Origin of the sequence: Pseudomonas sichuanensis, from assembly GCF_024749065.1 — a bacterium.
Lineage (GTDB): Bacteria > Pseudomonadota > Gammaproteobacteria > Pseudomonadales > Pseudomonadaceae > Aquipseudomonas > Aquipseudomonas sichuanensis.
The window spans coordinates 3,546,485-3,571,595 of the sequence record NZ_CP087185.1 but is presented as its reverse complement, the minus strand read 5'-3'; the positions used below and the strand labels follow the sequence as shown (position 1 = coordinate 3,571,595).

Genomic DNA, 25,111 nt, shown 5'->3' with positions numbered 1-25,111 from the left:
CTGGTTCAGGGGGCGCGAAAACGCAGGATGCGCGCGCCGTCGAAGGGATCGGTTAGGTAGTGGGCGTGTACGCCGAAAGTGCTCAGCAGGCGCTCTGGGGTGAGTACGGCTTCGGGCTTGCCGAGGGCCACCAGGCGGCCCTGGTCGAGCACGGCCAGGCGGTCGCAGGTGAGCGCCTGGTTGAGGTCGTGCAGGGCCACCAGGGTGGTCACCGGCAGCGCCTGGACCTGTTGCAGCAGGCTCAGCTGGTGCTGGATATCCAGGTGGTTGGTCGGCTCGTCGAGCAGCAGCAGTTGCGGGCGCTGGGCCAGGGCGCGGGCGATGTGCACGCGCTGGCGTTCGCCACCGGACAGCTCGCGCCAGATGCGCTGGCTGAGGTGGCTGGCGTCGACATCGGCCAGGGCTTGCTCGACGATGGCGCGGTCGGCCTTGCCGAAGGGCGCCAATGCCGAGAGCCAGGGTGTGCGGCCCAGTGCCACGGCTTCGAAGACACTGATGGCGTCCTGGGTGTCGGCCTGTTGCTCGACCAGTGCCAGCTGCTGGGCGATGCGCCGGCGTGGCAGTGTCGCCAAGGGTTCCCCGAGCAAGTGCACCTTGCCCGTGGTGGGCGTGCGCAGGCCGGCGAGCAGCTTGAGCAAGGTGGATTTGCCCGAGCCGTTGGGGCCGACGATACCGAGGGTTTCACCGGGGCGCACGGCCAGGTCGATACCTTGCAGCACCTCGCGGTCACCCAGGCGCAGGCTCAAACCTTGGCAGGCGAGCGGGGCGACTTCCAGCGAGTTCATCACGGTCATGGGCGCCCCCGGCGGCTGACCAGGATCAGCGCGAACACCGGTGCACCGATCAGCGCGGTGACCACGCCCACGGGGATCACCTGGCCGGCGATCAGGGTGCGCGAAAGGATGTCGGCGACGATCAGGAACAGCGCGCCCCCGAGGGCGCTGGCCGGCAGCAGGCGGCTGTGGCCGGGGCCGAGCAGCAGGCGCAGGGCGTGGGGGATGACCAGGCCGACGAAACCGATGGCGCCGACGATCGACACCATCACCGCGGTCACCAGCGCCGTGCAACTGATCAGCAGCAACTGGGTGCGGCGTACCGGCACGCCCAGCGAGGCGGCGGAATCGGCGCCGAAGGTGAAGGCGTCCAGTGCACGGCGGTGCCACAGGCACACCGCCAGGCCAAGCACGGCCACCGGCAGTGCCAGCCACACCGACGGCCAGCGCACGCCGCTGAGGTTGCCCAGCAGCCAGAACAGGATGCCGCGCGCCTGCTCGGCGGTGGCCGACTTGGTGATCAGGAAGGCGGTCAGGGCGTTGAACAGTTGCGACCCGGCAATGCCTGCCAGGATCACCTGGGCGTTGTTGTGGCTGCTGGCACTGGCGCGCGACAGCAAGAGCACCAGGCCGAACGCCGCCAGCGCGCCGATGAAGGCGCCGCCGGACAGCGACAGCGCTGCGCCGCCCAGGCCAAGCAGGCCGACCGCCACGGCGCCGGTCGAGGCGCCTGCGGACAGGCCCAGCAAGTAGGGCTCGGCCAGCGGGTTGCGCAGCAACGCCTGCAGCACCACGCCGCAAGTGGCCAGGCCCGCGCCGCAGGCGGCGGCGACCAGAGTGCGCGGCAGCCGGTAGTTCCAGACGATGCCGGCGTCGATCGGGTCGAGGGCGTGGCCGGCCTGCCACAGCTGGTTGGCCAGCACCTGCCAGACCAGGTCGATGCTCAGGCGGGTTTCGCCGATGGCGATGCCGGCGAGCATGGCCAGCAGCAGGGCGGCCAGCGCGGCAATGGCGAGGGGCAGCAGGCGGCTCATGGTTGTGGCGCTTGGCCGTTGGCGAAGGCTGCGGACAACCGCTCAAGGCCACGGAACAGGCGAATGCCGGCCTGCATGGCGTCGGCATCGAGGACTATGATGCGGCCGTTTTTCACGGCGTCCATGTTCTTGGTTACCGGGTCGCTGCGCAGGAATTCGAGCTTCTTCTGGAAGTCGTCGGCGGGGAAGCGGCGGCGGTCCATGCGGGCGATGATCAGCCAGGTGGGGTTGGCTTTGGCCAGGGTTTCCCAACCCACGGTGGGCCATTCTTCGCTGGACTCGACCACGTTGCGCACGCCCAGGGTCTGCAGCATGAAGTCGGCCACGCCCTGGCGGCCGGCGACGTAGGGGTCGATCTCAAGGTCGGCGCTGGAGAACCAGAACAGTGCGCTGGTGCCGGCAAGGTCCTTGCCGGCCAGTTGCTGTCTGGCATGCTCCAGCTGGCCCTTGAGTTGCGCGTTCAGCGCCGTGCCACGGTCCTGCACGTCGAAGATCTCGGCCAGCTGGCTGACGCTCTTGTAGATGGTCTCGACCTTGAACGGCTGCAGGCGGGTGCCGTCGGCGCCGACCAGGTTGTCCTTGCCTTCGCAGTCGGACGGCAGCAGGTAGGTGGGGATCTTCAGCTCGGCGAACTGCTCGCGGGTGCCGACCACGCCCTGGGCGCCGACCATCCATTCGAACTGTACGGCCACCAGTTGCGGGCGTTTGCCCACCACCGCTTCGAAGCTGGGGTCGTTGTCGGCCAGGCGCTCGACCTTGTCATTCTGCGTCTTGAACTCGGGCAGCACGTTGTTGAACCACAGCGAGGTGCCGGCCAGTTTGTCGCCCAGGCCCAGCGCATAGAGCATCTCGGTGCCGGCCTGGCCGATGGTCACGGCGCGCGCGGGCGCCTGGGCGAAGGTTTGCGGCACGCCGCAGTTTTCGACGGTGAGCGGGTAGTGCGTGGCGGCGGCCTGGGCCAGGCCGGTCAGCGACATGGCGGCGAGCAGGGTGGCGATACGGGGCAGCATGGTCGGGCGATCTCCTGTCGAAGGGTGCACGGAATGAGCACGGACAGGCATCGCCAGGCTTCGGGCAGGGCGCCCGAGGCAACTAACGGATGGCCATCCCGGACACCCCGCCGGTTGGTGAACATGTGCCGGCAGGTCTCCTGACTGGTGCGTCCTGGCCCTGCGCCAGCCTTCCCGGACACAAGGTCCAGTGGCATCGATGGCGCGGGCTCGGCACCTACAGTTGCGGGGGCAGTTCCCTTTGGCGCGCGTGTGGCGGCCTGGGGATTCCCTATTAATTCCGAGTGGAAACCGGCGGGCGGCATGGTAGACCATCACCCGCCGGGTGAAAACGCCTTTACAGGTATTTGAGCCAGGCGATGTCGCGCCGGCGTGCCTTAAGGCGGGCGAACCCACGCACCGGCAGGTACAGCGCCGCAGCCAGCAGCACGGCACTCAGCCACACCGCGGCAATGCCGTCGAAGCCGAAATAGTCGCCGTGGTTGAGGCCCAGCAGCGCCACGCAGGCCAGGTAAAGCAGCTTGAGCACGTACAGGTGCAGCAGGTAGAAGAACATCGGTGCGGCGCCGAACACCGCCAGCATGCTGATCCAGCGGGCGGACCCTGCGCGCTCGAAGCCGCGCAGCAGCAACAGGCCGGTGCCCAGGGTAAGGGCGAGGAACAGCAGTGACGGCGGGTATTTGGTGATGTTGAAGAAGCTCATCAGGGTTTGCGTGACACTTGGGTAGCTGTTCCACGGCGCTTCGCCGTAGCCGTTGAGCAGGCGCAGCACGGCGAAACCGAGCAGTGCGGCGGTGCCGGCCAACAGCAAACGGTTCTGGCGCTCGGCGGCATTGCTGGTGCGGGCGAACCACGGGCCCAGGCCATAACCCAGGGCGATCACGCCAATCCACGGCAGCACCGGGTAGGAGGTGCGCAGGCGCAGGCTGTCGGTCGCTTGCAGCCAGCCACGGTCATGCAGGATCGCCCAGGGCACGTGCAGCGCCGACTCCGGGCCGAAATGCAGGCCATCGAGCAGGTTGTGCCCGGCCACGATCAGCGCACCCAGCGCCAGCAGTGCCGGGCGCGGCAGCCACACCAGCAGCGACAGGGCGATCATGCTGATACCGATGGCCCAGATCACCTGCAGGTAGATCACGCTCGGCGGCAGTTGGAAGGTCCAGGCGAAGTTGACCAGGGTGAACTCCAGCGCCACCAGGAACAGCCCGCGCTTGAACAGGAATGCCGAGACGTCGCTGCGGCCTTGGTACTTCTCGCCGTACAGCCAGGCCGACAGCCCGGTCAACAGCACGAACACCGGCGCGCACAGGTGGGCCAGGGTGCGGCTGGCGAACAGGCTGGGGTCGGTGGCGTCGATGCTCATCGGGTCGCTGACCTGGCGATGCAGGAAAAAGGTTTCGCGCACGTGGTCGAGCAGCATGAACAGGATCACCAGGCCGCGCAGGGCATCGATGCTCTGCAGGCGCTGGGTGATCAGGGTGGGGGAGGCGGTGGCGCTGGTCATCGGCAAGGGGTCGCAGGCAGGAATGAATGTCAAATGAAACGTTATCTTATAACTATTTGGCTTGAGCTGAACAGAGGCTTGGGTGGGTAAATCTGCATGCCCGCCTGGAGCGAGTGCCATCTAGTGGCGATTGGCCTGCTCGAGACACTTGTGCTTTAGCGAGCATTGGTGGATACATGCAGGCCGCGTGATGCTGAATGTAATTTGCCGACAAGGACTGCCATGAAACCCACCCATCTGCTACTGGCCTCATTGCTGACGTTGCCGTGCGCCTCGGCCCTGGCCGACAGCTGCCGCAAGAACATCCAGGGCGGCGAGGATTGCCGCTACAGCGACGGCACTACCTCAACCAGCCGCGCCAATATCATGGGCGGCTTCGATACCACCTACAGCGACGGGCGCCGCTCCAGCAGCCGCTCGAATATTCAGGGTGGGTTGGATACGCGCTACAGCGACGGCAGTTCTTCCAGTAGTCGCTCGAACATCCAGGGTGGGCAGGACACGCGCTACAGCGATGGCCGCTCTTCCAGCAGCCGGGCGAATATTCAGGGTGGGCAGGATACGCGCTACAGCGATGGCAGCTCTTCCAGTAGTCGGTCGAATATTCAGGGCGGGCAGGACACGCGTTACAGCGGTGGTAGCGGTGAGCGTGATCAGGGGCGGCGGTGGTAGGGGCTGCTGTGTGTTCGGCTGGGTATCTTCAGCGCCTATGAGATCGAGCGCCGCCCGCGCGGCGCTTCGCGGGTAAACCCGCTCCCACAGTTTGTTTCGGGCCAGTCTTTCCTGTGCCATTACCTGGTCCGCCTTGTTGGTACGACGCGGTTTCAGTGTGGGCGTTGCCGCCGCCCCACATGACTCAAGGCATGCACCAAGGCAGGCACCGGTACTTTCACAGGAATAATTGGCCCGAAATAAACTGTGGGAGCGGGTTTACCCGCGAAGCGCCGCGCGGGCGGCGCTCGATCTTGAGAGCGCTGCAAAATTACCACCCTACGCCTGCCCGCCCACACGCGCGACTAAGTCGGCCACTTGAACCCCCACACCCCCCTCACGCCGCCCGCTCCAGCACATCCAGCAACTCGACAAACTCCTGCGCCAGCCTGTGGCGCGGCGCCAGGTGCACCAGGGGCACGGCCGCTTCATGGGACTCGCGCATCTTGATCGAGTTGCTCAGGTACACCGGCAGCACCGGCAGCCCTTCGCCGCGCAACTGGTCGACCAGGGTCTGGTGCAGGGCGGTGCGCCCGGCGAACTGGTTGACCACCACACCTTCAACCTGCAACGCGGCATTGTGGTCCTGGCGCAGTTCGTCGACCTCGGCCATAACGTTAAGCAGCGCCTGGCGCGAGAAGCTGTCGCAGTCGTAGGGGATCAGCAGGCGCTCGGCGGCCACCAGGGCGCTGAAGGTGTAGAAGTTCAGCGCCGGTGGCGTGTCGATGTAGATCCGCTCGTAGTCCGCCGACAGCTCCACCAGCAGCTTGCGCAGCTTGTTGATCTTGAACTTGCTCTCCAGCTTGCCTTGCAGGTCGGCTAGGTCGGGGCTGGCGGTGATCAGGTGCAGGTTGGCGTAGCGGGTTTCGGTGATGGCCACGCGGTGCTTCTTGCCGGTGGCCGGCGCGGGGGCAAGGGTCTGGCGGAAGAAATCGGCGATGCCCGCCGGGATGTCGTGGTTGACCAGGCCGGTCAGGTAAAAGGTGGCGTTGGCCTGAGGGTCGAGGTCCACCAGCAGGGTGCGATAGCCCTCGGCGGCACTGGCAGCGGCCAGGTTACAGGCAATGCTGGACTTGCCTACACCGCCTTTCTGGTTGAACACGACACGACGCATGGCTGAATCATCCTTGAGGGGAAATGGCAGATCGGGGTCAATCCTATGACCGAAAGGTGACAGTTTTAAGACAAGGCTTGTTACATGTCCCGCCTGCGTCGTGCATCAGGGCGTAAAGCGCCACTGTCATGGAGCGGCTTGCTGCAACGCCTGGAGTTCGTCCTCGACCTCTTGCATGCGCGCTTCGACCAAGGCCTGCACTTTCGGGTCCCTGGCGCTCTCGCGCATCAGCGCGGTCAGTTTTTCGCTCAGCCGCTTGCCTTCATCGGTTTCGCCCAGCGCCTTGGCCTTGGCCGGGTCGCGGGTGGCGGCGACGATGGTGTCGAATTCGCCATCGTCGAAGTTCTTTTCGCTGTAGAGCCGATACAGGTCCTGGCGCTGGTCCTCGACGGTCAGGTGCTTGCGCAGTACCGTCTTGATCTGTTCTTCGGGCAGCTTGGGGTGGGTTACGGCCAACAGCTGCGCCATGCGCCCGATGTTGTGCTCGTAGGCTTCCTGCAGGGGCAGGCTGGAGCGGATCTTTTCGTCGCGGCTGGGTGCCTGGTCGCAGGCGGCGAGGGCGGTGAGCAGCAGCAGGGGCAACAGCAGTCTTGGCAAGCGGGGCATGGGGCAGGGGCCTTGGGCGCAGTGAAGGTGCGAGTGTACTGCATGCGATCTGGACAGGTGCATTGGGATCAAAGCAAGGAAGACGTCTGCGGCAAACATAAAGTTGTTTGACGACTTTTACGTGGTCATCTAGTTATGTCCTTCGGAGATAACATTGGATGAAAGGACGAGGCCATGTACGACAGAGAAGTTATTGACTATGCCAAGGAGCAGGAAGCGCGGGTCGCGGTACTGGAATACCGCGTCCATGCTGTTGACCATGGACGTTCGACTGGGCGCCAGGCATTGATGCGAGATTATGCGCGAATCTTGTACTCATCCTCGTTCCGACGCCTGCAAGGCAAGATGCAGTTGTTGGGAATCGATGCGGGGCGCTTCAATCGCAATCGCCTGACCCACAGTCTTGAGGTAGCCCAAATTGCCCGCTCTATTGCCAGCGATCTGGACATGAAGGAAACCGTGGTCGTCGAGGCGGCTGCGCTGGCTCACGACATTGGCAATCCCCCGTTCGGCCATCATGGCGAGACCGTGCTCGACGAACTTTGCAGTGAGTGTGGAGGCTATGAGGGCAACGCTCAGGCGTTTCGCATCCTGCGCACCCTGGAGCGCAAGCACCATGCTTACGACGGCCTGAACTTGAACGTACGCACACTCATGGCGGTGACCAAGTATTTTCATTTGCGCCGGAGCAATCCGAAGAAATTCCTCTATGACGATGACTACGCGTTCCTCAGTGCCGAGTTGCAAGAGCACGACCTACAAATCGTGAAAAGCATCGACGCCGAAATCATGGACCTGGCCGACGAGATTGCCTACGCCGCTCACGACCTTGAGGATGCCTTGAGCTTCGGCCTGATCAGCCTTGGCGAGATTCTTCATGAATTCAAAATCAGCGAGCGTTTCTGCGAGGCCTACCCAGTTATCGAGACCTTGGCCAAGGAGGTTCAAACCGATGCCATGCAGGCTAAGCGATTAGGCACTTCGGAAGAGTACGCCATGGTGCTGAAAAAGGAGCTGACCTCCAAGATCGTTCACATCCTCTGTTCCGATATCGGACTGGTCGACGGCAAATTGGGCTACAAAGAACACGCCAAGTTGGCTGAGGGCCTGAAGAAACTGCTTTTCAAAGCAATTCTGCGAAAAAAGGATGTGCAGTTGTACGAAAAGAAGGGCGAGCAGGTAATCAGAAAGCTGTTCGAGGTCTACAGCGACCCGCAGTACAACAAGAACAACATGCTTCTGCCGCCGGAACTACGCACGATCAATGACAGCCAGCAACGCGTGGTGACCGACTACATTGCTGGAATGATGGACCTCTACGCGATCCAAGAGTACGAGCGGTACTTCGGCAAGGGCAGCCTTGATCGTTATTACTTTGATTGAAGTGAGTCAGGCCCTGGGGGCGCTACAGCAGCGCCGACCAGGTCGACACCAGCAACAACCCCGCCAGGCTCTGGTTGAACCGGCGCAATGCCCGGGGCGAATTCAGCCAGCGCGCGCTGCCAGCACCCAGCAGCGCCCAGGCGGTCATGCTCGGCAGGGCGATCAGCAGAAACACCAGGGTCAACCACCAAAGCGGCAGGGCCGGGGTGGCGAACAGGCTGATCATCGCCAGCGCCATCAGCCAGACCTTGGGGTTGACCAGCTGCAGGGTGGCCGCCTGCAATGGGCCGAAGCCTGCGTTGCCACCGGCCTGCAGCGGCGCACCGGCGCTACGCAGCATGCGCCAGGCCAGCCAGCTCAGCCACAGCGCGCCCGCCCAGCCGAGTAGCTGTTGCGCCAACGGGTGATCAAGCAGCAGTTCGCCCAGGCCCAGGCCAACCAGCAGCACCACCGCAGCCGCCGCGCCACAGGCCGCCACGGTGGGCGCCAGGCTGGCGCGCACGCCGTGCTGGGCACCCTGGGCGAGGATCAGCAGGTTGGTCGGCCCCGGGCTGATGCTCGAGGCCAGGGCGAAGAGGGCGAAGGGCAAGAGGCTGTTGGACATGGTCGAGGCTCCGGTTGATCGTGGCCTCATGTTCGCAACCGCCCTGGCTTCAGTCTGGAAGGTTTGAGCAGCGTTTGCGGTAGTCCGCCGGCGTGAGCCGGTAGGCGCGGCGGAACCAGCGGCCCAGGTGGCTCTGGTCGGCGAAACCGAGTGCCGTGGCGACCTCGGCTGGGCTCTGGCCACGGGCCAGCAGCTGCCGCGCACGGGCCAGGCGCAGTTGGATCAGGTAGGCATGCGGGGCCAGGCCGTAGGCGGCCTTGAAGGCGCGAGTCAGGCGGAATCGATCGACGCCGCAGACCCGCGCCAGGTCGTCCAGGCCGATGTCCTGGTCGAGGTGCGCATGCAGGTAGTCGCGGGCCACTTGCGCGGTCAGCGGCAGGCGCGGGTCAGGGTCGAGGCGCCGGCGCCACTGCAGGTGGCCGGTGAGGCAGGCCAGCAGGTCGTCGATGGCGGTCTGGCGGACGATGCGCAGGTCCTGCTGGTGCAAGGCGTTGAATGCGCGGCTGGTGGCGCCGGCCAGCCGCGTATCGCAGTGCAGGGTGGCGGCGAAGCTGGGGAGGGCGTCGCTGGGCGCCTGCTCGAACAGCGTGCGCAGTTGGTTTTCCAGCCAGTGGCTGTCGAGGTACAGGGTGGAGTAGGTGAAGCCTTCGGCGGTGGGCGCCAGGCCGTCATGCAGGTCGCCGGGTTCGAGCAGGAACACCTGGCCGGGTGTGCTCTGGTGGCGCACCCGGCGGCAGTTGAACTGCTGTACGCCCTGTTCGGTGACGCCGACCAGGAAGCTGTCGTGCCAGTGCGGGTCGTAGGCGTGGCCGGTGAAATGGGCGCGGACCGACTCGATGCCAGTGTCGGCGTCCTGTTTGAGGTCGATCCAGTGGCTCATGGTGAGGGCCGATCAAGTTGCAGCCTGTTCAAGGTGTTTTGAATGTGCATTCAGTCTGAGCCTGTTGGGGCCGCTGCGCGCCCCTATCGCGGCATGAGTCGGACGCGAATTCCAAACACCTGCAAAGGGCTGTGGTCAAGGAAGAAATCGCACCATAACGCAGAACCGGCCCTGGGGTTTAGAACGATTGTGCAGCGCTTAACGCTGGGCGAATGCCAGGTTGATGCCCAAGCCTGCGAACGAGGCGGCAAAGCCCCGGCGCAGCCAGGCCTGCACCTTGGGCGAGTCGATCACCGCGCGGCGGAACAGGTGGGCGAGCAGGCCATAGAGCACGAACACGACGAAGGTCATCAACATGAACACCGCGCTCAGGCCGAGCATCTGCACCACGGCGGAGCCGGCGTGGGGGTCGATGAACTGCGGCAGGAAGGCGAGGAAGAACAGGGTCAGCTTGGGGTTGAGGATGTTCAGCAGGCAGGCCTTGAGCACCAGTTGAGTGGCAGCGGCCGGCGGGGCCTTTTCATCCACGGCGAAGGCCGCGCGATCACGCCAGGTGGCGTAGGCCAGGTACAGCAGATATGCCACCCCGGCGAACTTCAGCCCCTGGAAGGCCAGGGCGCTGGCGTGCAGCAGCGCCGACAGGCCGAGCACCGAGGCCAGCAGGTGGGGCACGATCCCCAGGGTGCAGCCCAGGGCGGTCCACAAACAGGCGCGACGCCCGGCCACCAGGGCGCTGGAAACGGTGAGAATCACCCCGCTGCCGGGGATCAGCACGATGATCAGGGCGGTGAGCAGAAATTCCAGGCTCGGCATGGGTGACAGCTCCTTGCAGTCGGGGGAAGCGCCACTATACGCCGGGGCCGACCGGCTGCAATACACCCTCCGGGCGCAGCGTGGCGAAGCGGTCGCGCAGCCAGCCGTGCAGCTGCGCCACTGCGGGGGTGAGCTGCTTGCGGTGCGGGCATACCAGGGTGACCGGGGTCGGCTCGCCGGGGTGTTCGGGCAGCAGGATCTCCAGGGCGCCGGCGGCGATGTCGGCGCTGACGTCCAGCCACGACTTGTAGACGATGCCTTCGCCTTCCAGGGCCCAGCGCCGCACCACGTCGGCGTCGTCGCTGAACAGCGGCCCGCGTACCTGCACGGTGCGGTTGCCCAGGCGCCATTTGTCGTACACCCGGCTCTGTTGCGAGTACAAAAGGCAGTCGTGCTGTTGCAGTGCTTCGGGTGTCTGCGGCCGGCCGTGGCGGGCCAGGTAGGCGGGGGCGGCCACCACCACCCGGCGGTTCCACGGCGCCAGGGGCAGGGCGATGTAGTTGGCGTCTTCGTTGAGGCCGTAGCGGATGGCGACGTCCACCGGGTCGCGGTAGAAGTCTGCCATCTGGTCGGAGAGCAAAAAGCGCAGGCTCAAGCCCGGGTGCTCGCGGCGAAACGCACTGAGCCAGGGCCGTAGCAGGTTGCGCCCCAGGTCCGAGGGGGCGGCCACCTGCAGCACGCCACGCAGGCTGCTGTGGTTGCCGTGCAGGTCTTCGCGGCCCTGGCGCAGGGTGTCGAGCACGCGTTGGGCGGTGGGCAGGTACAGCTCGCCCTCGGCGGTGAGGCGCAGGCTGCGGGTGGTGCGGGCGAACAGGCGCACATCGAGCTCGCGCTCCAGGCGCTTGATCGCCGCCGCCACCTGGCCGGGCAGCAGGTCGGCCTCGTGGGCGGCGGCGGTGAAGCTGCCCAGGGCGCTGGCACGGGCGAACAGTTCCAGGTCGGTGATGCGCAGCATTTTCACTCCAGGGATGAAAGTGTTGCTGCATTGTGCTGGTTTTTCTTTGCAGCCGGGAAGATAAGATGCGCCTCAATCCCGATCATCCAAGGAGTCACCGTAGATGGACACCGTTGCCCTGGCCAAGCGCCGCTACACCACCAAAGCCTACGACGCCAGCCGTCGCATCCCCCAGGCCACCATCGATGCGCTGCTCGAGCAATTGCGCCACAGCCCGTCCTCGGTCAACTCGCAGCCTTGGCACTTCATCGTTGCCGACACCGACGAAGGCAAGGCGCGCCTGGCCAAGAGCACCGAGGTGGGCTTTGCCTACAACACGCCGAAGATCCTCAATGCCTCCCATGTGATCCTGTTCGCTACGCGCACCGACATGACCGAGGCGCACCTGCAGGCGGTGCTTGAGCAGGAAGGCAAGGACGGTCGTTTCCGCAGCGACGAGGCCAAGGCCGGGCAGGACCAGAGCCGCCGCTTCTATGTCAACCTGCACCGCCACGACAACAAGGACCTGCAGCACTGGATGGAGAAGCAGACCTACCTGGCACTGGGCACCGCGCTGCTGGGCGCCGCCGCCTACGGGCTGGATGCCACGCCGATCGAAGGGTTCGATCCGAAGGTGATGGATGCCGAGCTGGGCCTGCGCGAACGTGGCTTTACCAGCGTGGTGGTGTTGAGCCTGGGGTACCACAGCGAAGAAGACTTTAATGCCGGGTTGGGCAAGTCGCGGTTGCCGGCGGCCGAGGTGTTCACTTTCCTCTGAAGTAGAGGCGCCGCCGTGCGGCGCTTTCGCCGGCAAGCCGGCTCCCACGGGTTCAGCATCAGCCTTCAGGGCCGCGCGGTCGTTGTGGGAGCCGGCTTGCCGGCGAATGGGCCGCATCGCGGCCCCAGTGACGCCTTCTCGCTCGTCCTGTTCATTCCCCCTCCATATCATCGATCAGCGCCTTGGCCAGGGCGCTGAAGGCGTCCGGGTCGCAGACGCCTGGGCCTAATGCGATGACCCGGTGAAGCCATCCCTGAGGTTTTTCCCCGACAATGCAGCAACTTCCAGCAGGCGCGTGGGATCGTTCCTAGGCTGGCCGGGCTGAAGCAATTAGTTTCAAACTCGGACATGTCTTACGGATGCGGGGCGTTCACAGGCAAGACGGTTCTGAAAAAGTGCGGCTGCGGGCCGAAAGAATTGCAGGGTATGGTAAATACTCATGCCCTCACTGTTGGAGGATCTTTCCTTGTCCAACCCCACCGCCTCGCAGCTGATCGATGCCCGTATTGCCGCCTTGACCGACTGGCGAGGCCACCGCCTTGCGCAAGTGCGCGCCTTGATCCGTCGGGCCGACCCGATCGTGCGCGAGGAAGTGAAATGGCGCGGCACGCCCGTCTGGTTCCATGCCGGTGTCATCTGCACTGGCGAATGCTACAAGGACAAGCTGAAGCTGACATTCCTCAAAGGCGCGGAACTTGCGGACCCGACCGGATTGTTCAATGCCAGTTTCGAAGGCGGCACGCGACGCGCCATCGATCTGTTCGAAGGCGACCGCCTCAATGAGCGGGCGTTCATGGCGCTGATTCGGGCAGCGGTGTTATTCAATCTGGGCTGAATATTCACGCCGTCTCGGGTGTACAGCGGATCAATGAACAGTGTTCTGGCAATACGTCTGGGCAGGAGGTGGCTAAATCTGCTTCCTGACCAGCGCTATTTAAATTGAAGTTCTCACCATGCAGTATCGGTAGCCATAGAGCAGCCTAGGCTTTGTACGAAAAGTGCCTGCGCGACGATCATGCTGCGTTGAAAACAGGCTAGTGCGCCAGCCCGGTCTAAAATGCTCATTTACAACACGTAAATTCGAACGCGACCCCGGCCGTTCCTCGCCTGTTTTCGCCTTGCCTGTTCTCCGCTCGGCGACTTTTCGTACAAGCCCTAGTCCAGGCACTTAAAACATGAAATGACCTTCAGAAAGCTTGAATGTCAACATCTCGCCAGGGGAGGGGTTCTTCCCCCATTCCGCCATCAGGTCCTTGTTCTGGATCTTACTGAACTCGAGTTTGAAGGCGACCTCAATCATATAGATCTCAAGGTTTCCGGCGTTGTGACGAAACCCGACTTTCCCTGTTACTTCTTTGGATGGTAAGCCTTCATAAATGATACCCATGGCCACATCGCCAGCTGGCAAACTGGTCACAGGGTAGACGTTGTCTTTGCTGTCTTTGCGAATGGATACGACGACGCGATCAAGGGGGGCGTCAAGAATGGCGCCCGCCAGGACATAGTCCTTTAAGCTCTCACTGTCTTTCAGGTAGACGCTTACTGGTTTGAGGGTCACCATTCGCCCTGATGGCCAGATCATCTTGCCTTTGAATATTGCGCTTGCGCTGCTTTTTTGCGCTACCCCACCATACTCCGGGTTTTCCCGGATCAGGGTCTCCAAATCTGTCTTTGACATGTTGCACGCTCCGCTTGCAAGGGGATGTCGATACAGCTGCCGACAGGTTATGAGGCCCTCGAAACCCACGTCTACTGGCATTTTTATCAGGTCTTGGACAGCGCCTGTCTCGATAATCGCCGCATTGCACCAGGCAGACGATCAACGCCGTGTTCAGGTACATCGCCGCGAACTGGCTGAAAATCGGCCACCCGGGCTCGAGGAACTGCGGCAGGAAGGCGCAGAAGAACACCAGGGTCTTGGGGGGGCTGGCCAGCACCAGCAACGCGCCGCCCCCCATGGCTACGCAGCTGAACGGAAGCAGCTGCGTGGTGAGGTTGCCGAGTAGGCAGGCCTGCGAGAAGGTCAGCCAGAGGGGCAGCGCCATGGGGCACGTCCTGTGCGGGGCAAAGGTGTCGCGATGCCAGTTGGGCGCAGACCGCCGGCGGTGGCTGCGTGTGCCTGTTCGCCGGCTTGCCGGCGAACCGCGCTCACTGATTACCAGAGCGCCGCAGCGGCCGCCCCAATCACCCGCCCGAACACCGCGATCGCCTGGTCCACCTCGGCCTCGCTGGTGTAGCGGCCGATACTCAGGCGCACACTGTTGCGCGCCCGGCGCTCATCCAGCCCGAGGGCCAGCAGCACATGGGAGGCCGCATTGCTCGCCGAGTTGCACGCCGAGGTAGTGGACAGCGCAAGTTCGTTGGCCAGCAGGCGGCTGTTGAAGCCGCTGGCGTCGATACACAGGTTGAGGGTATGGGGAATGCGTTGTACGGCGCAGCCATTGAGCGACACGCCCGGCAGCGCCAGCAGACCGTCGCGCAGGCGCCGGGCCAGTTGCTCAAGGCGCTGGTGCTCGCTGTCCCCTGGCTGCCCGGCCAGGGCGAAGGCGCTGCCCATGCCGACGATCTGGTGGGTGGCCAGGGTGCCGGAGCGCAGCCCGCGCTCATGGCCACCGCCATGCATCTGCGCGCGCAGGCCATTGCGGGCGCGGGGGCCGACATAAAGCGCGCCGATGCCCTTGGGGCCATACACCTTGTGCGCCGAGAACGACATCAGGTCTACCGCTTGGTTGGCCAGGTCGATCAGCACCTTGCCCACCGCCTGGGCCGCGTCCACATGCAGCAGGGCGCCGTGTTCGCGTACCCGCGCGCCGATGGCGGCGAAGTCGGTGAGGGTGCCCAGTTCGTTGTTCACCGCCATCAGCGACACCAGCCGGGTGTCCGCCCGCAGCGCTGCCTGCACGGCGTCGGGCTGGATCAGGCCCTGGGCGTCAGGTGCCAGGCGGGTTACCGCCCAGCCCTGGCGCTCCAGCTCGGCCGCGGTGTCGAGCACGGCTTTGTGCTCCAGCTGGCTGGTGATCAGGTGCCCGGGCTGTGGGTAGCTTTGGGCGACGCCCTTGAGGGCAAGGTTGTTGGATTCGGTGGCGCCCGAGGTCCACACCAGGTCGTCGGGCTGTGCGCCGACCCGTTCGGCCACCTGGCGGCGGGCCTGCTCGACCACTTCGCGGGCGGCCTGGCCGAAGCTGTGGCCGCTGGAGGCGGGGTTGCCGAAGTTGGCGGCACGGCCCAGGCAACCAAGCATGGCCTCGATGACTCGGTCATCGACAGGGGTGGTGGCGGCGTAATCGAAATAGAGGGGGGCGTTGTGCATAGCGAGGGCTTGTCCGTGCGGGACGCCGCCAGTCGGCATCCATGTACGGCATGTTACGAGGCCTGATGGGCAAAGGTTTTTCCTAATGCTCGTCCGCTAGGTTGTTTCAGAATAATTCCTTCTACGCTTCGCAGTGTTGCGAGAAAAAAATTCTCCTCTTGTTGCTTATAGGGTCACAGCCATTGCCACGGTGCCTGTTTTTTCACCATTACCAGCACCATCAGGAACATCCCGGCGAATCCGATCACACCCATCCACATCCAGTAACGGTAGAGCCGGTGATAGCGCGGGCAAAGCGGGGAGTGCGCCTCGGCGGCCTGGGCGGCGAGGGCCTGCAGGCGGGTTTGCAACAACAGCACCGGCAGCCACAGCGCACCCACACCGAAGAAGATCGCCAGCGCGGCGCGCAGCCAGTCCATCGACCAGTCCATGCCAGCCATGCGCACCATGGCGTAGCCGGTCAGCAGTTGCAGGACGCCGGCCGGGGTGGTGATCCAGGCGTCAAAGCGCACCACCATCCTGGCCACGGCGGCGATCACCCGCGCATCGCCTGTGCGGTGGGCGGCGATCAGGTACAGGTAGGAGCCCATGCCGAAGCCGAACAGGAACACGGCGGCGATCACATGCAGGTATTTCAGCAGCAAGTAATCCATCTCAGTCGCGCCCCTGCTGGAAACTGACGCTGTAGCGGATCTTGTCCGGCGCGTCGATGGCTGCCAGGTACTGCGCAACGCTGATCTCGCCCACGCAGGGGCGGGCACCTGCTGCTGGTTGATAGCCTTCGGTCAGCCTGGCCATCAGCGCGACTGCGGCACAGCTGGGGATCTCGGGGCCTTTGTCATTGGTTGCGCTGACCTGGGCACGCAGGCGCAGGGGCTGGCCATTTTCGTCCAGGCCGCGCACGTCCAGGTACATCGCGCTCTTGCCATCGCCCCAGCGTTCGAAACGCAGGCCCAGCCGATGCAGGCGCCGCGCCCAGGGCAATGGGTCGCGTACCAGCCCGCACTTCACCAGCAGCGCCAGTGTCGCGTTGGCCAGGCCGCCGGCCATCAGCCCGGCACCGGCCTTGAACGCCAAGGTGCGCGCGCCGTAACGGCTGGCGAAGATGTCCATGTCCGGCACGTCGACATTGCTCAGCAAGCGCCAGCCCAGGCCTGGCAGGTGGCGCAGCTGCAGGCCGAGCCAGCCGTCGACCTCGCAGGGCTGGCCATCGCGCCACTGGCGGATCGGCCGCCCGGCATAGGCGAGCACGCCTTCGATGGTGGACAAGCCGGGCATCTTGGCAGAGGAGGAAATGCCGTGCTCGATCGACTCGATGTGGCTGAAGCGCTGGCGTTGTTCGTCGAGGATCGCCGACGACAGGCTGGGCACCGAGCTGCAGCCACTGAGCAGCGCCACACCCGCCTGGCGGGCGCGGGCGTCGAGCTGGGCGATGCCGTTGACGAACAGCCGGCAGTCGGCCAGGTCGCAATAGCTGGCGCCGGCCTCGATGCAGGCCTCGGCGACGCGGTAAGGCTGGCCCTGGAATGGCCCGCCGGTGTGGATCACCCAGTCGATGCCCAGTTCGCGCAGGGCCTCGGCGAAACCGGGGGCCATGGCATCACCGCACCAGCTGCCGTGCAGCGATGCGCCAGTACTGCTCAGCTGTGCGTCGAGCTGGGCGAGCTGCCGAGCGTTGCGCCCGGCGATGACCAGTTGCACGCCCGGCATCTGGTTCAAGTGGCGGCTGATGATGCGCCCGAAGTTGCCGTAGGCGCCGATCACCAGGGTCCTGATAGCCATGCTGCGTTCCTTGTGCCGTGAATCTGGAATGCCCGGGGCAGGGCGGCGCAAGGTTTACCGAAAGGTCGGGGCATTGCAAGCGCGGCGGGGCCGTTGCCGCAGTGCTCAGGCGTTTTCCAGCGCCTTCTGCTCCTGGCTGGCGACCCGCTCGCACAGTTCGATGATCTGCTCGCGCATCCAGCGGTTGGCCGGGTCCTGGTCGGTGCTTTCGTGCCAGTACAGGTGGGTTTCCAGGGCCGGCACTTCCACCGGCAGCGGCTGGTGGCGCAACTGGTGACGGCGGGCGAAGCGCTCGGGCACGGTCATGACCATGTCGGTCTGCTGCAGCACCTGCGAAGCCATCAGGTAGTGTTGCGAACGCAGTGCCACGCGGCGCTGCACGCCCATCTTGCCCAGGGCCAGGTCAACGTAGCCCAGGCCGTTGCGGCGGCTGGAAATATGGATGTGGGTCATGCCCAGGTAACTGTCGAGGGTCAGCGCGCTGTCGGCCAGCGGGTGGCCGGGGCGCATGGCGCAGACGTAGCGGTCCTGCATCAGCTTGACGTGGCGCACCTGCGGGTCGGTGTTCAGCGGTGCGTCGACGGCGAAGTCAAGGCGCCCGGCGGCCAGCTCCTTGGTGGTTTCGCGGCGCTTGCACGGGAAACTCTCGATCACCAGCGCCGGGGCCAGGCGGCGCAGGCGCTGGAACAGCGGGGGCAAGATCACGGCCTCGGTGAGGTCGGTCATGCTGATGCGGAAGGTCTTGCTGGCCTGCAGCGGGTTGAAGATGCGGCTCTCTTGCACCGAGGTGCGCAGCAGCGACAGGGCGTTGCGCACCGGGCCGATGATGTTCTGCGCCATGGGCGTGGGCACCATGCCCTGGGCGGTGCGCACGAACAGCGGGTCGTTGAAGGTCTCGCGCAGGCGCGACAGGGCGTTGGACACCGCCGGCTGGGTGATGCCGACAATCTGCCCGGCGCGGGTCAGGTTGGCTTCGGTGTAGATGGCGTCGAAGACGATGAACAGGTTGAGGTCGACCTTGCTGAGGTTCATGGCGCCGCTCTTCATTGGAATTATCAGCCGATCATATATCGGTTATGAATGTTAATACACAGTGAAAATAGACTAGGTGGATGAAGGGCGGCTGTTCTAGGCTGCGTCCATGTTCTTCATTGACTGAAGGTAGCCCCGATGGATTTCGCCTATTCGCCCAAGGTCCAGGCACTGCGCGAGCGTGTCAGCGCATTCATGGACGCCTATGTGTACCCGGCCGAGCCGGTGTTCGAGCGCCAGGTTGCAGAAGGCGACCGCTGGCAGCCCACCGCGATCATGGAGGAACTCAAGGCCAAGGCCCGCGCCGAGGGCCTGTGGAACCTGTTCCTGCCCGAGTCGCAATACGGCGCGGGGCTGACCAACCTCGAATACGCGCCGCTGGCCGAGATCATGGGCCGCTCGCTGCTGGGGCCGGAGCCGTTCAACTGCTCGGCGCCGGACACCGGCAACATGGAAGTGCTGGTGCGCTACGCCAGCGAGGCGCAGAAGCGCCAGTGGCTGGAGCCGCTGCTGCGCGGAGAGATCCGTTCGGCGTTTGCCATGACCGAGCCGGACGTGGCCTCGTCGGATGCCACCAACATGGCCGCCACGGCCGTGCGCGACGGTGACGAGTGGGTGATCAACGGCCGCAAGTGGTGGACTTCCGGCGCCTGCGACCCGCGCTGCAAGGTGATGATCTTCATGGGCCTGTCCAACCCCGACGGCCCGCGCCATCAGCAGCACTCGCTGATCCTGGTGCCCACGGACGCGCCGGGGGTGAAGATCGTCCGCCCGCTGCCGGTGTTCGGCTACGACGACGCGCCCCACGGCCACGCCGAGGTGCTGTTCGAGAATGTGCGCGTGCCCTATGACAACGTGCTGCTCGGCGAGGGTCGTGGCTTCGAGATCGCCCAGGGCCGCCTTGGCCCAGGCCGTATCCACCACTGCATGCGTTCGATCGGCATGGCCGAGCGCGCCCTGGAGCTGATGTGCAAGCGCTCGGTCGAGCGCACAGCCTTTGGCAAGCCACTGGCGCGGCTGGGCGGCAACATCGACAAGATCGCCGACTCGCGGATGGAGATCGACATGGCCCGGCTGCTGACGCTCAAGGCCGCGTACATGATGGACACCGTGGGCAACAAGGTGGCGCGCAGCGAGATCGCGCAGATCAAGGTGGTGGCGCCGAACGTGGCGTTGAAGGTGATCGACCGGGCCATCCAGATCCACGGTGGCGCGGGGGTCAGTGGCGACTTCCCGCTGGCCTACATGTATGCGATGCAGCGCACGCTGCGCCTGGCCGATGGCCCGGATGAGGTACACCGGGCGGCGATCGGCAAGTATGAGGTTGGCAAGTACGTGCCCAAGGAGATGTTGCGTAGCGGGCATTGAGCCTGGCAGAAAACCCGCTTCGGCGGTTTTTTTGTTGTTCAGCATCTGGGTGAAAGTACGAATGCACCGCCTTTGGCGTAGGGCGTTTCCTGAGCTGCCTTTGCTGGCTCCAGCGCCACCGTTGAGCTGCTAGCGTTCGGCGTTTTCCGCGCACAAGGAAACGCCGCATGACAAGGAATAGCTTCAACGGCCGCGCATCGGGTGCCGGCCGATGACTCTGCGCATCGTTATCTTCGACAAGGCGCAAGGCCTCGATGGCGACCGTACCACCACGGGCGCCACCTGCATCGGCAAACGGGCGGCGGGCAACGTGAACGGGGGCGGTTGGTTGCTCGAAGGCGACTCGACCACGCCCTGCCCACGCTGCGGCCAGGTGGGCACACTCATCGATGGCGACCCTCGCTTCCTGCAGGACGGCGTACCCACCGTCGTCGACGGCGCGCGCGTGCGCTGTGGCTGTCCGCTGGGCAGCAATCGCCTGATCGCCCCATTGGAGGGGATGCCCAGCCAGGCGCGGGGGGTGTCGACGCCGGTACCCGGCGATCCCCGGGCTGCCCCGCGTGGTGTTGCCGAGCAGCCCATGCCCGCCACTCACGCCGCCACTACGGTACCCTCCGCACTGCAACCCGGGTTCTATATCGTGCCCCGCAGCATGACCGGCGAGCAGGTGCTGCAACAACTGGCCACGATGCAGGGCAGCCTGCCCATGTCGCTGGTGGGCCGCCTCAACCCCACCTTCGACCAAGGCTTCAAGGCCGGCGAGCTCTTCGTGCTCGGCGCCCCCGACAACAGCTTCGCCTGCACTCGCGAAGAGGCCGATTTGATGGCAGCGGCGCGCAGCGCCCGAGAGTCTCTGGCGATCCTCAGCGAGGAGGAAGCCGACTTCATGATGCAGCACATCGGCGAAGTCGCCGGGGTGCTCAGCGGCGCCAGTCTGTCCATGGGCGTAGGCAAGGACATGCTGGCCCGTGGGATAGGGCAGGTGGGGGACACACTCAAGGGGATCGAGCGGTTACACCAGCGGGAATTCGCCTTGCACCGGCATTTGAACAGCCAGCAGTTCTTTGCTGAGCGCAAGGTGTTGTATGCACAGTTGAACGCGCAGTTGCGCAGTGCGTTTCTTGGCAAGTACCTGGATTTAGGCAGGCATGAAAGTCTGCGCAAGGGGTTGGGGATCTCTACGAAAAGCCTGGTGCACCACTGGTCCAAGGCCGGTGCGCCGGGGGCGATACCGGGGTATGCGACGCATCTGGATGAAGTGGCGAAGATGACAAAGTACCTGAAATATGGAGGGCATGTGGCGGTGGGCCTGGGGGCGACATCTTCCTATATGAAAATCTACGAGGCTTGCCGTGCGGGAGAGACTGAAGAGTGTAAACGTGTCCGGTTTACCGAAACGGGTAGTTTTACAGGGGGGATCGCGGGAGGTATGGCCGGTGGAGCTGTCGGAAAGCTTGCCATCAAAGCAGTCTGTGGATTTGGACCATGGGGGCGGGCCACCTGCGCAATAGCAGTAATCGGCGCATCTTCCCTCGGTATTGGGAAGCTCGGTGAGTTCTTTGGGGAAGAGGTAGGCGAGATATTGTACGAGACTGCTTATGATTGATTTGAGCTGGTGGCCTGTAGAGTTGAGGATAGTGTTGTTACTCGCTCCGTTCGCTGTGGGGCTGGCTGGGCTTGCGATTGAGTTGCACATTGCAGCCTCGGGCCATTTCAAGGTGATGTGCGACGCGTTGCAGCGAAGCGAAGGTCTTCGCGAGGAGCTGAGAAACGGTGGTGCGCTGACGCTAAAGTTTCGAATGTTGACAGTTAGTGCCATGACGGCTGGGATGTTTTGGCCTGCGTTGGGCATTCGTCAAGGTTGGCTGAACCCGGAGGACAGTCGTGATTTCCCGGTCTATCTGAAAAAACGCATGAAGCTAAGTATGTATTGCATCTTTATCGGTGTTTTCTGGATGGCTTTTGTTGTACTTCTGGTGCAGTTCAAGCGCGTCTGATGCCTTGGTGTTTGGCCGCAGGAGACCCGCAATAGCGGGTCTTTTTGTTACGTGTCACCGGGGCAATCAGACCCCAGCAGCCAGCTTGGCATTCACCTGACTCCGACGATAAGCGCTGTCGCGGCTGGCCAGCCACCAGTACAGCGGCGTGGTCACCGCTAGGCCACTGGCGCGGCTAGGCGGCAACATCGACAAGATCGCCGACTCACGGATGGAGATCGACATGGCCCGGCTGCTGACGCTCAAGGCCGCGTACATGATGGACACCGTGGGCAACAAGGTGGCGCGCAGCGAGATCGCGCAGATCACGGTGGTGGCGCCGAACGTGGCGCTGAAGGTGATCGACCGGGCCATCCAGATCCATGGTGGCGCGGGTGTCAGTGGCGACTTCCCGCTGGCCTACATGTATGCGATGCAACGCACCCTGCGCCTGGCCGATGGGCCGGATGAGGTGCACCGGGCGGCGATTGGCAAGTATGAGATTGGCAAGTATGTGCCCAAGGGGATGTTGCGCAGCGGGCAGTGAAAATATCAGCCGTGTAGTTCGTTTTCGCATTATGTGTAGGGTATTTCCCAAGCGCCGGACTGCCCCCGTGTTTTCGCCCTGAGTGCTGCTAGTTTCCGCTGCTTTGCATCTGCAGAGGGAAACATGAACAGGGTCAATATCGGTGGTAAAGGGCAGGCGCTGGACGGGGATGTCACGACCACTGGGGCGATATGCATTGCTGATAATCCGAACCATCGTTGTGACGCATCCAGGTGCTGCGCAGAGGTGATGCCACCACCGAGTGCCCGGTTTGCGGCCAGCGCGGCACGGTAGTCGAAGGTATTTCGTGGTTCATGTCTAACGGTCGGGAGGTGGCGGTCGACGGTTCGCTGGTGGCGTGCGGATGCCCCAGTGGCAGTAACCGAGTGGTGGCGCCTTTGGGCATGGCGACGCGTGCACGCTCGGCGCCGGCTGGCGCTGGTGCTGCCCCAAGAGCCGACTCGGTCGCAGCATCGCGCTTCCAGCCACAGATGGCCACGGCATCGGCTACGCCGCGTGCGCTGCTGGAGCCGGGGTTTTATGTCGTACCCCGCAGCATGTCCGGGCCGCGGCTGTTGGCGCAGCTGCTGGAGCAGGATCGCACGCTGCCGATCGCTCGGGTTAAACGCCTGAATCCCACTTTCGATCAAGGTTTCAAGGCTGGCGAGATCTTCGTCCTCGGCGACCTCGATAACCACCATGCCTGCACCCGGCAAGAGGCCGAGCTGATGGCAGCGGCGCAATTGACGCGCGACGCCCTGGCCGAACTCGACGCACAGGAAGCCAACTTCATGATGGAGCACATCGGCGAGATCGCCGGGGTGCTCAGTGGCGCGAGCCTGTCGATGGGCGTGGGCAAGGACATGCTGTCGCGCGGGCTGGGGCAGGTGAGCGATACGCTCAAGGGGATCGAACAGTTGCATCAGCGGGAGTTCGGTTTGCATGGGCACTTGAAGAGCCCGCAGTTCTTTGCCTCACGCCAGGCTTTGTATCAGCAGCTGAATGCGCAATTGCGCAGTGCGTTTCTGGGTAAGTACCTGAACCTGGGCGGGCATGAAAGTCTGCGCAAGGGCTTGGGGATTTCGACCAGGAGCCTCGTGCATCACTGGTCCAAGGCCGGGGCGCCGGGTGCGATACCGGGGTATGCGACGCACCTGGATGAAGTGGCGAAGATGGCGAAGTTTTTGAAAACTGGCGCGTATGTAGCGATAGGGTTGGGGGCGACGTCGTCTTACCTGAAAGTACAGGAAGTTTGTCGGGCCGGCGAAACCGAGGCATGCAAGAAGATCCGATTTACTGAAACGGGTAGTTTTGTCGGAAGCGTTGCAGGCGGTGGCTTGGCAGGAGTAATGGGGAAAACGGCTGTGAAGGTTATCTGTAATTTGGGACCATGGGGCCGCGCTACTTGCGGTATTGCAACCATAGGCATCAGCTCTTTTGCGGGAACTAAGGTTGGCGAGTTTCTTGGCGCTGAGTCCGGAGAGATGTTGTATGAGGTCACATATGATTGATGTCAGCGAGTGGCCTTCCAGCATAAAGCTGGCCCTGCTTCTTGTACCTTTCGCTGTCGGTTTGACCGGGCTTGCGATCATGCTGCAAATCGCCGCAACGCGGCACTTCAATGTGATGTGCGAAGCGCTTCACAGAAGCAGCGGGCTCCACGAAGAGCTGAGGAACGGGGGAGCCTTTACCCTGAAACTCAGATTGTCGACCGTGAGTGCGATGACGGCGGGCATCATCTGGCCAAGATTGGGTATCCGTCAGGGGTGGTTGGATGCAGAGGACAGTCGCTTGTTCCCTCCCTATCTGAAAAAACGCATGAAACTTAGTTTTTACTGCATATCGGTCAGTCTGGCATGCATGGCCTTCCTGTATCTGTTCGTCAATTTCGACCGCGCATGAACTGACGGATTTGCTGTGGGCCAGATGCAGCACAATGGGCCGCCAGGCGGCCCATCGGGTTTCACGCGTTTACTGCAAGTGCACCTTCAACTCCCCAGCCGGCTGGCGCATCGCGGCCTTCACCGCCGGTATCTGGCTCAGCGGGTTGAGCAGCCCGTAGTCGTGGATCATGCCGTTGTAGCGCACCGCAGTCACCGTCACGCCAGCCGCAGGCAGTTTCACCGCCGCCGAGCGCCTTGGCCTGTCCAAACAGTTCGTCAGCCGGCGCCTGATGCAACTGGAAGAACGCCTGGGCGTGCGCCTGCTCAACCGCTCGACCTGGCGCCTGGATGCCACGCCCCTGGGCGAGCGCTACTACCAGAACGCCCTGCGCCTGCTCGATGAAGTGCAGTTGCTCGAGCAGGCCATCAGCGGGCAGACCGTCGAGCTGCGCGGCACTTTGCGCCTGAGCGCGCCGCTGTCGTTCGCCATCGCCCATCTGGGTTGCCGGTTGACCAAGTTCCTGCAACTGCACCCCCGGCGTGGATGTGGAGGTGGACCTGAGCGACCGCGCCGTGGACCTGATCGGCGAGGGCTACGACCTGGCCCTGCGCATCGGCATCCTGGAAGACTCAAGCCTGGTGGCCCGGCGTATCGGGGCGGTGGAGCGGGTGTACTGCGCCAGTCCCGCTTACCTGGCGGCACATGGCACGTCGCTGGCGCCGGAGCAGATGCGCGGGCACGACTGCCTGCCCTACGGGCATGCGCGGCAGGTGCAGTGGCAGTTCAAGGGGGAGGGCAAGGGCACCAGCATCGCCGTGAGCGGGCGCATGCGCGCCAACAATGGCGAGATGCTCAGGGATGCGGCGGTGGCGGGGATGGGCATCACCTACCTGCCGACCTTCATCGTCGGCAAGGCCCTGGATGACGGGCGCCTAGTGCAGGTGCTGGAGGACTGGACGCTGTCGGCGCTGCAGCTGTCGGCGGTGTACTCGCAGCGCCGGCAAGTGGCCCGGCCGGTGCAGGTGTTCGTGGAGTTTCTGCGGGAGCGGCTGGTGGCGTTGTAAGGAT

The 25,111-nt window shown here is 64.1% G+C and carries 25 protein-coding genes, 4 pseudogenes and 1 riboswitch; of the genes and pseudogenes, 12 read left to right on the top strand and 17 right to left on the bottom strand.

The window, feature by feature from the left end:
* Positions 1-5: 5 nt before the first annotated feature.
* The 4 genes from LOY51_RS16020 to LOY51_RS16005 all read right to left on the bottom strand — a co-directional run bounded on the left by LOY51_RS16020 (position 6) and on the right by LOY51_RS16005 (position 4,321).
* Entirely contained in the window at positions 6-794 is a 789-nt protein-coding gene (locus LOY51_RS16020) for an ABC transporter ATP-binding protein (protein WP_125858937.1), read from the bottom strand.
* Positions 791-1,807: a FecCD family ABC transporter permease gene (locus tag LOY51_RS16015; protein WP_125464380.1), complete on the bottom strand. Its 1,017-nt coding sequence runs from the start codon at positions 1,805-1,807 to the stop codon at positions 791-793. Before LOY51_RS16015 ends, LOY51_RS16020 begins: the two co-directional genes overlap by 4 nt.
* Positions 1,804-2,817: an ABC transporter substrate-binding protein gene (locus tag LOY51_RS16010; protein ID WP_125858936.1), complete on the bottom strand. Its 1,014-nt coding sequence runs from the start codon at positions 2,815-2,817 to the stop codon at positions 1,804-1,806. Before LOY51_RS16010 ends, LOY51_RS16015 begins: the two co-directional genes overlap by 4 nt.
* A 113-nt stretch (positions 2,818-2,930) precedes the next feature.
* Positions 2,931-3,128: riboswitch (cobalamin riboswitch) on the bottom strand.
* Positions 3,129-3,154: 26 nt separating this feature from the next.
* Positions 3,155-4,321, bottom strand: coding sequence for an acetyltransferase domain-containing protein (locus LOY51_RS16005; protein ID WP_125858935.1), 1,167 nt, complete (start codon positions 4,319-4,321; stop codon positions 3,155-3,157).
* Positions 4,322-4,543: 222 nt separating this feature from the next.
* Here LOY51_RS16005 and LOY51_RS16000 point away from each other — a divergent pair, with 222 nt between their 5' ends.
* Positions 4,544-4,993, top strand: coding sequence for a hypothetical protein (locus LOY51_RS16000; RefSeq protein WP_125464377.1), 450 nt, complete (start codon positions 4,544-4,546; stop codon positions 4,991-4,993).
* Between the two features lie 376 nt (positions 4,994-5,369).
* Here LOY51_RS16000 and LOY51_RS15995 read toward each other — a convergent pair whose 3' ends face one another.
* Together LOY51_RS15995 and LOY51_RS15990 are read right to left on the bottom strand one after the other, a co-directional pair.
* Positions 5,370-6,146, bottom strand: a complete 777-nt coding sequence (locus tag LOY51_RS15995) for a ParA family protein (protein ID WP_125858934.1) — start codon at positions 6,144-6,146, stop codon at positions 5,370-5,372.
* 126 nt (positions 6,147-6,272) lie between these two features.
* Complete coding sequence (locus LOY51_RS15990; RefSeq protein ID WP_125858933.1) at positions 6,273-6,752, bottom strand: DUF2059 domain-containing protein; 480 nt, start codon at positions 6,750-6,752, stop codon at positions 6,273-6,275.
* Positions 6,753-6,926: 174 nt separating this feature from the next.
* Here LOY51_RS15990 and dgt point away from each other — a divergent pair, with 174 nt between their 5' ends.
* Complete coding sequence (dgt, locus tag LOY51_RS15985) at positions 6,927-8,135, top strand: dGTP triphosphohydrolase (RefSeq protein ID WP_258642025.1); 1,209 nt, start codon at positions 6,927-6,929, stop codon at positions 8,133-8,135.
* A 22-nt stretch (positions 8,136-8,157) separates the two neighbouring features.
* On the opposite strand, the gene LOY51_RS15980 is transcribed toward dgt, so the two are convergent.
* The 4 genes from LOY51_RS15980 to LOY51_RS15965 all read right to left on the bottom strand — a co-directional run bounded on the left by LOY51_RS15980 (position 8,158) and on the right by LOY51_RS15965 (position 11,387).
* Positions 8,158-8,739, bottom strand: coding sequence for a LysE family translocator (locus LOY51_RS15980; RefSeq protein WP_258642022.1), 582 nt, complete (start codon positions 8,737-8,739; stop codon positions 8,158-8,160).
* Between the two features lie 49 nt (positions 8,740-8,788).
* Positions 8,789-9,619, bottom strand: coding sequence for an AraC family transcriptional regulator (locus LOY51_RS15975; protein WP_125464372.1), 831 nt, complete (start codon positions 9,617-9,619; stop codon positions 8,789-8,791).
* A gap of 198 nt (positions 9,620-9,817) precedes the next feature.
* Entirely contained in the window at positions 9,818-10,432 is a 615-nt protein-coding gene (locus LOY51_RS15970) for a LysE family translocator (RefSeq protein WP_125464371.1), read from the bottom strand.
* 34 nt (positions 10,433-10,466) lie between these two features.
* Positions 10,467-11,387 (bottom strand): LysR family transcriptional regulator, encoded by a 921-nt coding sequence (locus LOY51_RS15965; protein WP_125858929.1) that lies wholly within the window; start codon positions 11,385-11,387, stop codon positions 10,467-10,469.
* A gap of 103 nt (positions 11,388-11,490) precedes the next feature.
* On the opposite strand from LOY51_RS15965, the gene nfsB reads away from it, so the two are divergent.
* On the top strand, positions 11,491-12,144 hold the full coding sequence (nfsB, locus tag LOY51_RS15960; protein ID WP_125858928.1) for an oxygen-insensitive NAD(P)H nitroreductase: 654 nt from the start codon (positions 11,491-11,493) through the stop codon (positions 12,142-12,144).
* 439 nt (positions 12,145-12,583) lie between these two features.
* Entirely contained in the window at positions 12,584-12,979 is a 396-nt protein-coding gene (locus LOY51_RS15955; RefSeq protein ID WP_125858927.1) for a DUF1801 domain-containing protein, read from the top strand.
* Positions 12,980-13,312: 333 nt separating this feature from the next.
* Here the strand turns inward: LOY51_RS15955 and LOY51_RS15950 are convergent, their stop codons facing one another.
* From LOY51_RS15950 to LOY51_RS15930, 5 genes are all read right to left on the bottom strand, one after another.
* Entirely contained in the window at positions 13,313-13,822 is a 510-nt protein-coding gene (locus LOY51_RS15950) for a hypothetical protein (protein ID WP_190305988.1), read from the bottom strand.
* A gap of 477 nt (positions 13,823-14,299) precedes the next feature.
* On the bottom strand, positions 14,300-15,454 hold the full coding sequence (locus tag LOY51_RS15945; protein ID WP_125858925.1) for a cysteine desulfurase family protein: 1,155 nt from the start codon (positions 15,452-15,454) through the stop codon (positions 14,300-14,302).
* Positions 15,455-15,627: 173 nt separating this feature from the next.
* Positions 15,628-16,107 carry a DUF2269 family protein gene (locus LOY51_RS15940; RefSeq protein ID WP_125858924.1) on the bottom strand — a complete coding sequence of 160 codons (480 nt, stop codon included), beginning with the start codon at positions 16,105-16,107 and terminating at the stop codon, positions 15,628-15,630.
* A 1-nt stretch (position 16,108) separates the two neighbouring features.
* Entirely contained in the window at positions 16,109-17,236 is a 1,128-nt protein-coding gene (locus LOY51_RS15935; protein WP_258642017.1) for a saccharopine dehydrogenase family protein, read from the bottom strand.
* A 105-nt stretch (positions 17,237-17,341) separates the two neighbouring features.
* Positions 17,342-18,268 carry a LysR family transcriptional regulator gene (locus LOY51_RS15930; RefSeq protein ID WP_125464364.1) on the bottom strand — a complete coding sequence of 309 codons (927 nt, stop codon included), beginning with the start codon at positions 18,266-18,268 and terminating at the stop codon, positions 17,342-17,344.
* Positions 18,269-18,406: 138 nt separating this feature from the next.
* Between LOY51_RS15930 and LOY51_RS15925 the strand changes: the two genes are divergently transcribed.
* The 3 genes from LOY51_RS15925 to LOY51_RS15915 all read left to right on the top strand — a co-directional run bounded on the left by LOY51_RS15925 (position 18,407) and on the right by LOY51_RS15915 (position 21,633).
* On the top strand, positions 18,407-19,636 hold the full coding sequence (locus LOY51_RS15925; protein WP_258642014.1) for an acyl-CoA dehydrogenase: 1,230 nt from the start codon (positions 18,407-18,409) through the stop codon (positions 19,634-19,636).
* A 211-nt stretch (positions 19,637-19,847) separates the two neighbouring features.
* Positions 19,848-21,242: a PAAR domain-containing protein gene (locus LOY51_RS15920; RefSeq protein ID WP_258642012.1), complete on the top strand. Its 1,395-nt coding sequence runs from the start codon at positions 19,848-19,850 to the stop codon at positions 21,240-21,242.
* Positions 21,235-21,633, top strand: coding sequence for a hypothetical protein (locus LOY51_RS15915; RefSeq protein ID WP_258642011.1), 399 nt, complete (start codon positions 21,235-21,237; stop codon positions 21,631-21,633). The genes LOY51_RS15920 and LOY51_RS15915 overlap by 8 nt, the downstream gene beginning before the upstream one ends.
* Before the next feature lie 66 nt (positions 21,634-21,699).
* Here the strand turns inward: LOY51_RS15915 and LOY51_RS15910 are convergent, their stop codons facing one another.
* Complete coding sequence (locus LOY51_RS15910; RefSeq protein ID WP_258646729.1) at positions 21,700-21,858, bottom strand: hypothetical protein; 159 nt, start codon at positions 21,856-21,858, stop codon at positions 21,700-21,702.
* Between LOY51_RS15910 and LOY51_RS15905 the strand changes: the two are divergent.
* The 4 genes and pseudogenes from LOY51_RS15905 to LOY51_RS15890 all read left to right on the top strand — a co-directional run.
* Positions 21,794-22,159: pseudogene (locus LOY51_RS15905) on the top strand (acyl-CoA dehydrogenase family protein); the annotation flags it as partial. The gene LOY51_RS15910 and the pseudogene LOY51_RS15905 overlap by 65 nt on opposite strands.
* 233 nt (positions 22,160-22,392) lie before the next feature.
* A pseudogene (locus LOY51_RS15900) lies at positions 22,393-22,470 on the top strand (hypothetical protein); the annotation flags it as partial.
* Positions 22,471-22,563: 93 nt separating this feature from the next.
* Positions 22,564-23,670 carry a hypothetical protein gene (locus tag LOY51_RS15895; RefSeq protein WP_258646664.1) on the top strand — a complete coding sequence of 369 codons (1,107 nt, stop codon included), beginning with the start codon at positions 22,564-22,566 and terminating at the stop codon, positions 23,668-23,670.
* The gene (locus LOY51_RS15890; protein WP_110992851.1) at positions 23,663-24,061 is read left to right on the top strand and encodes a hypothetical protein; all 399 of its coding nucleotides are present in this window, start codon (positions 23,663-23,665) and stop codon (positions 24,059-24,061) included. Before LOY51_RS15895 ends, LOY51_RS15890 begins: the two co-directional genes overlap by 8 nt.
* A 69-nt stretch (positions 24,062-24,130) precedes the next feature.
* On the opposite strand, the pseudogene LOY51_RS15885 reads toward LOY51_RS15890, so the two are convergent.
* Positions 24,131-24,286 (bottom strand): annotated as a pseudogene (locus tag LOY51_RS15885) (alpha/beta hydrolase); the annotation flags it as partial.
* Here LOY51_RS15885 and LOY51_RS15880 point away from each other — a divergent pair.
* A pseudogene (locus LOY51_RS15880) lies at positions 24,270-25,107 on the top strand (LysR family transcriptional regulator); the annotation flags it as partial. The pseudogenes LOY51_RS15885 and LOY51_RS15880 sit on opposite strands and share 17 nt — an antisense overlap.
* Positions 25,108-25,111: the final 4 nt, after the last annotated feature.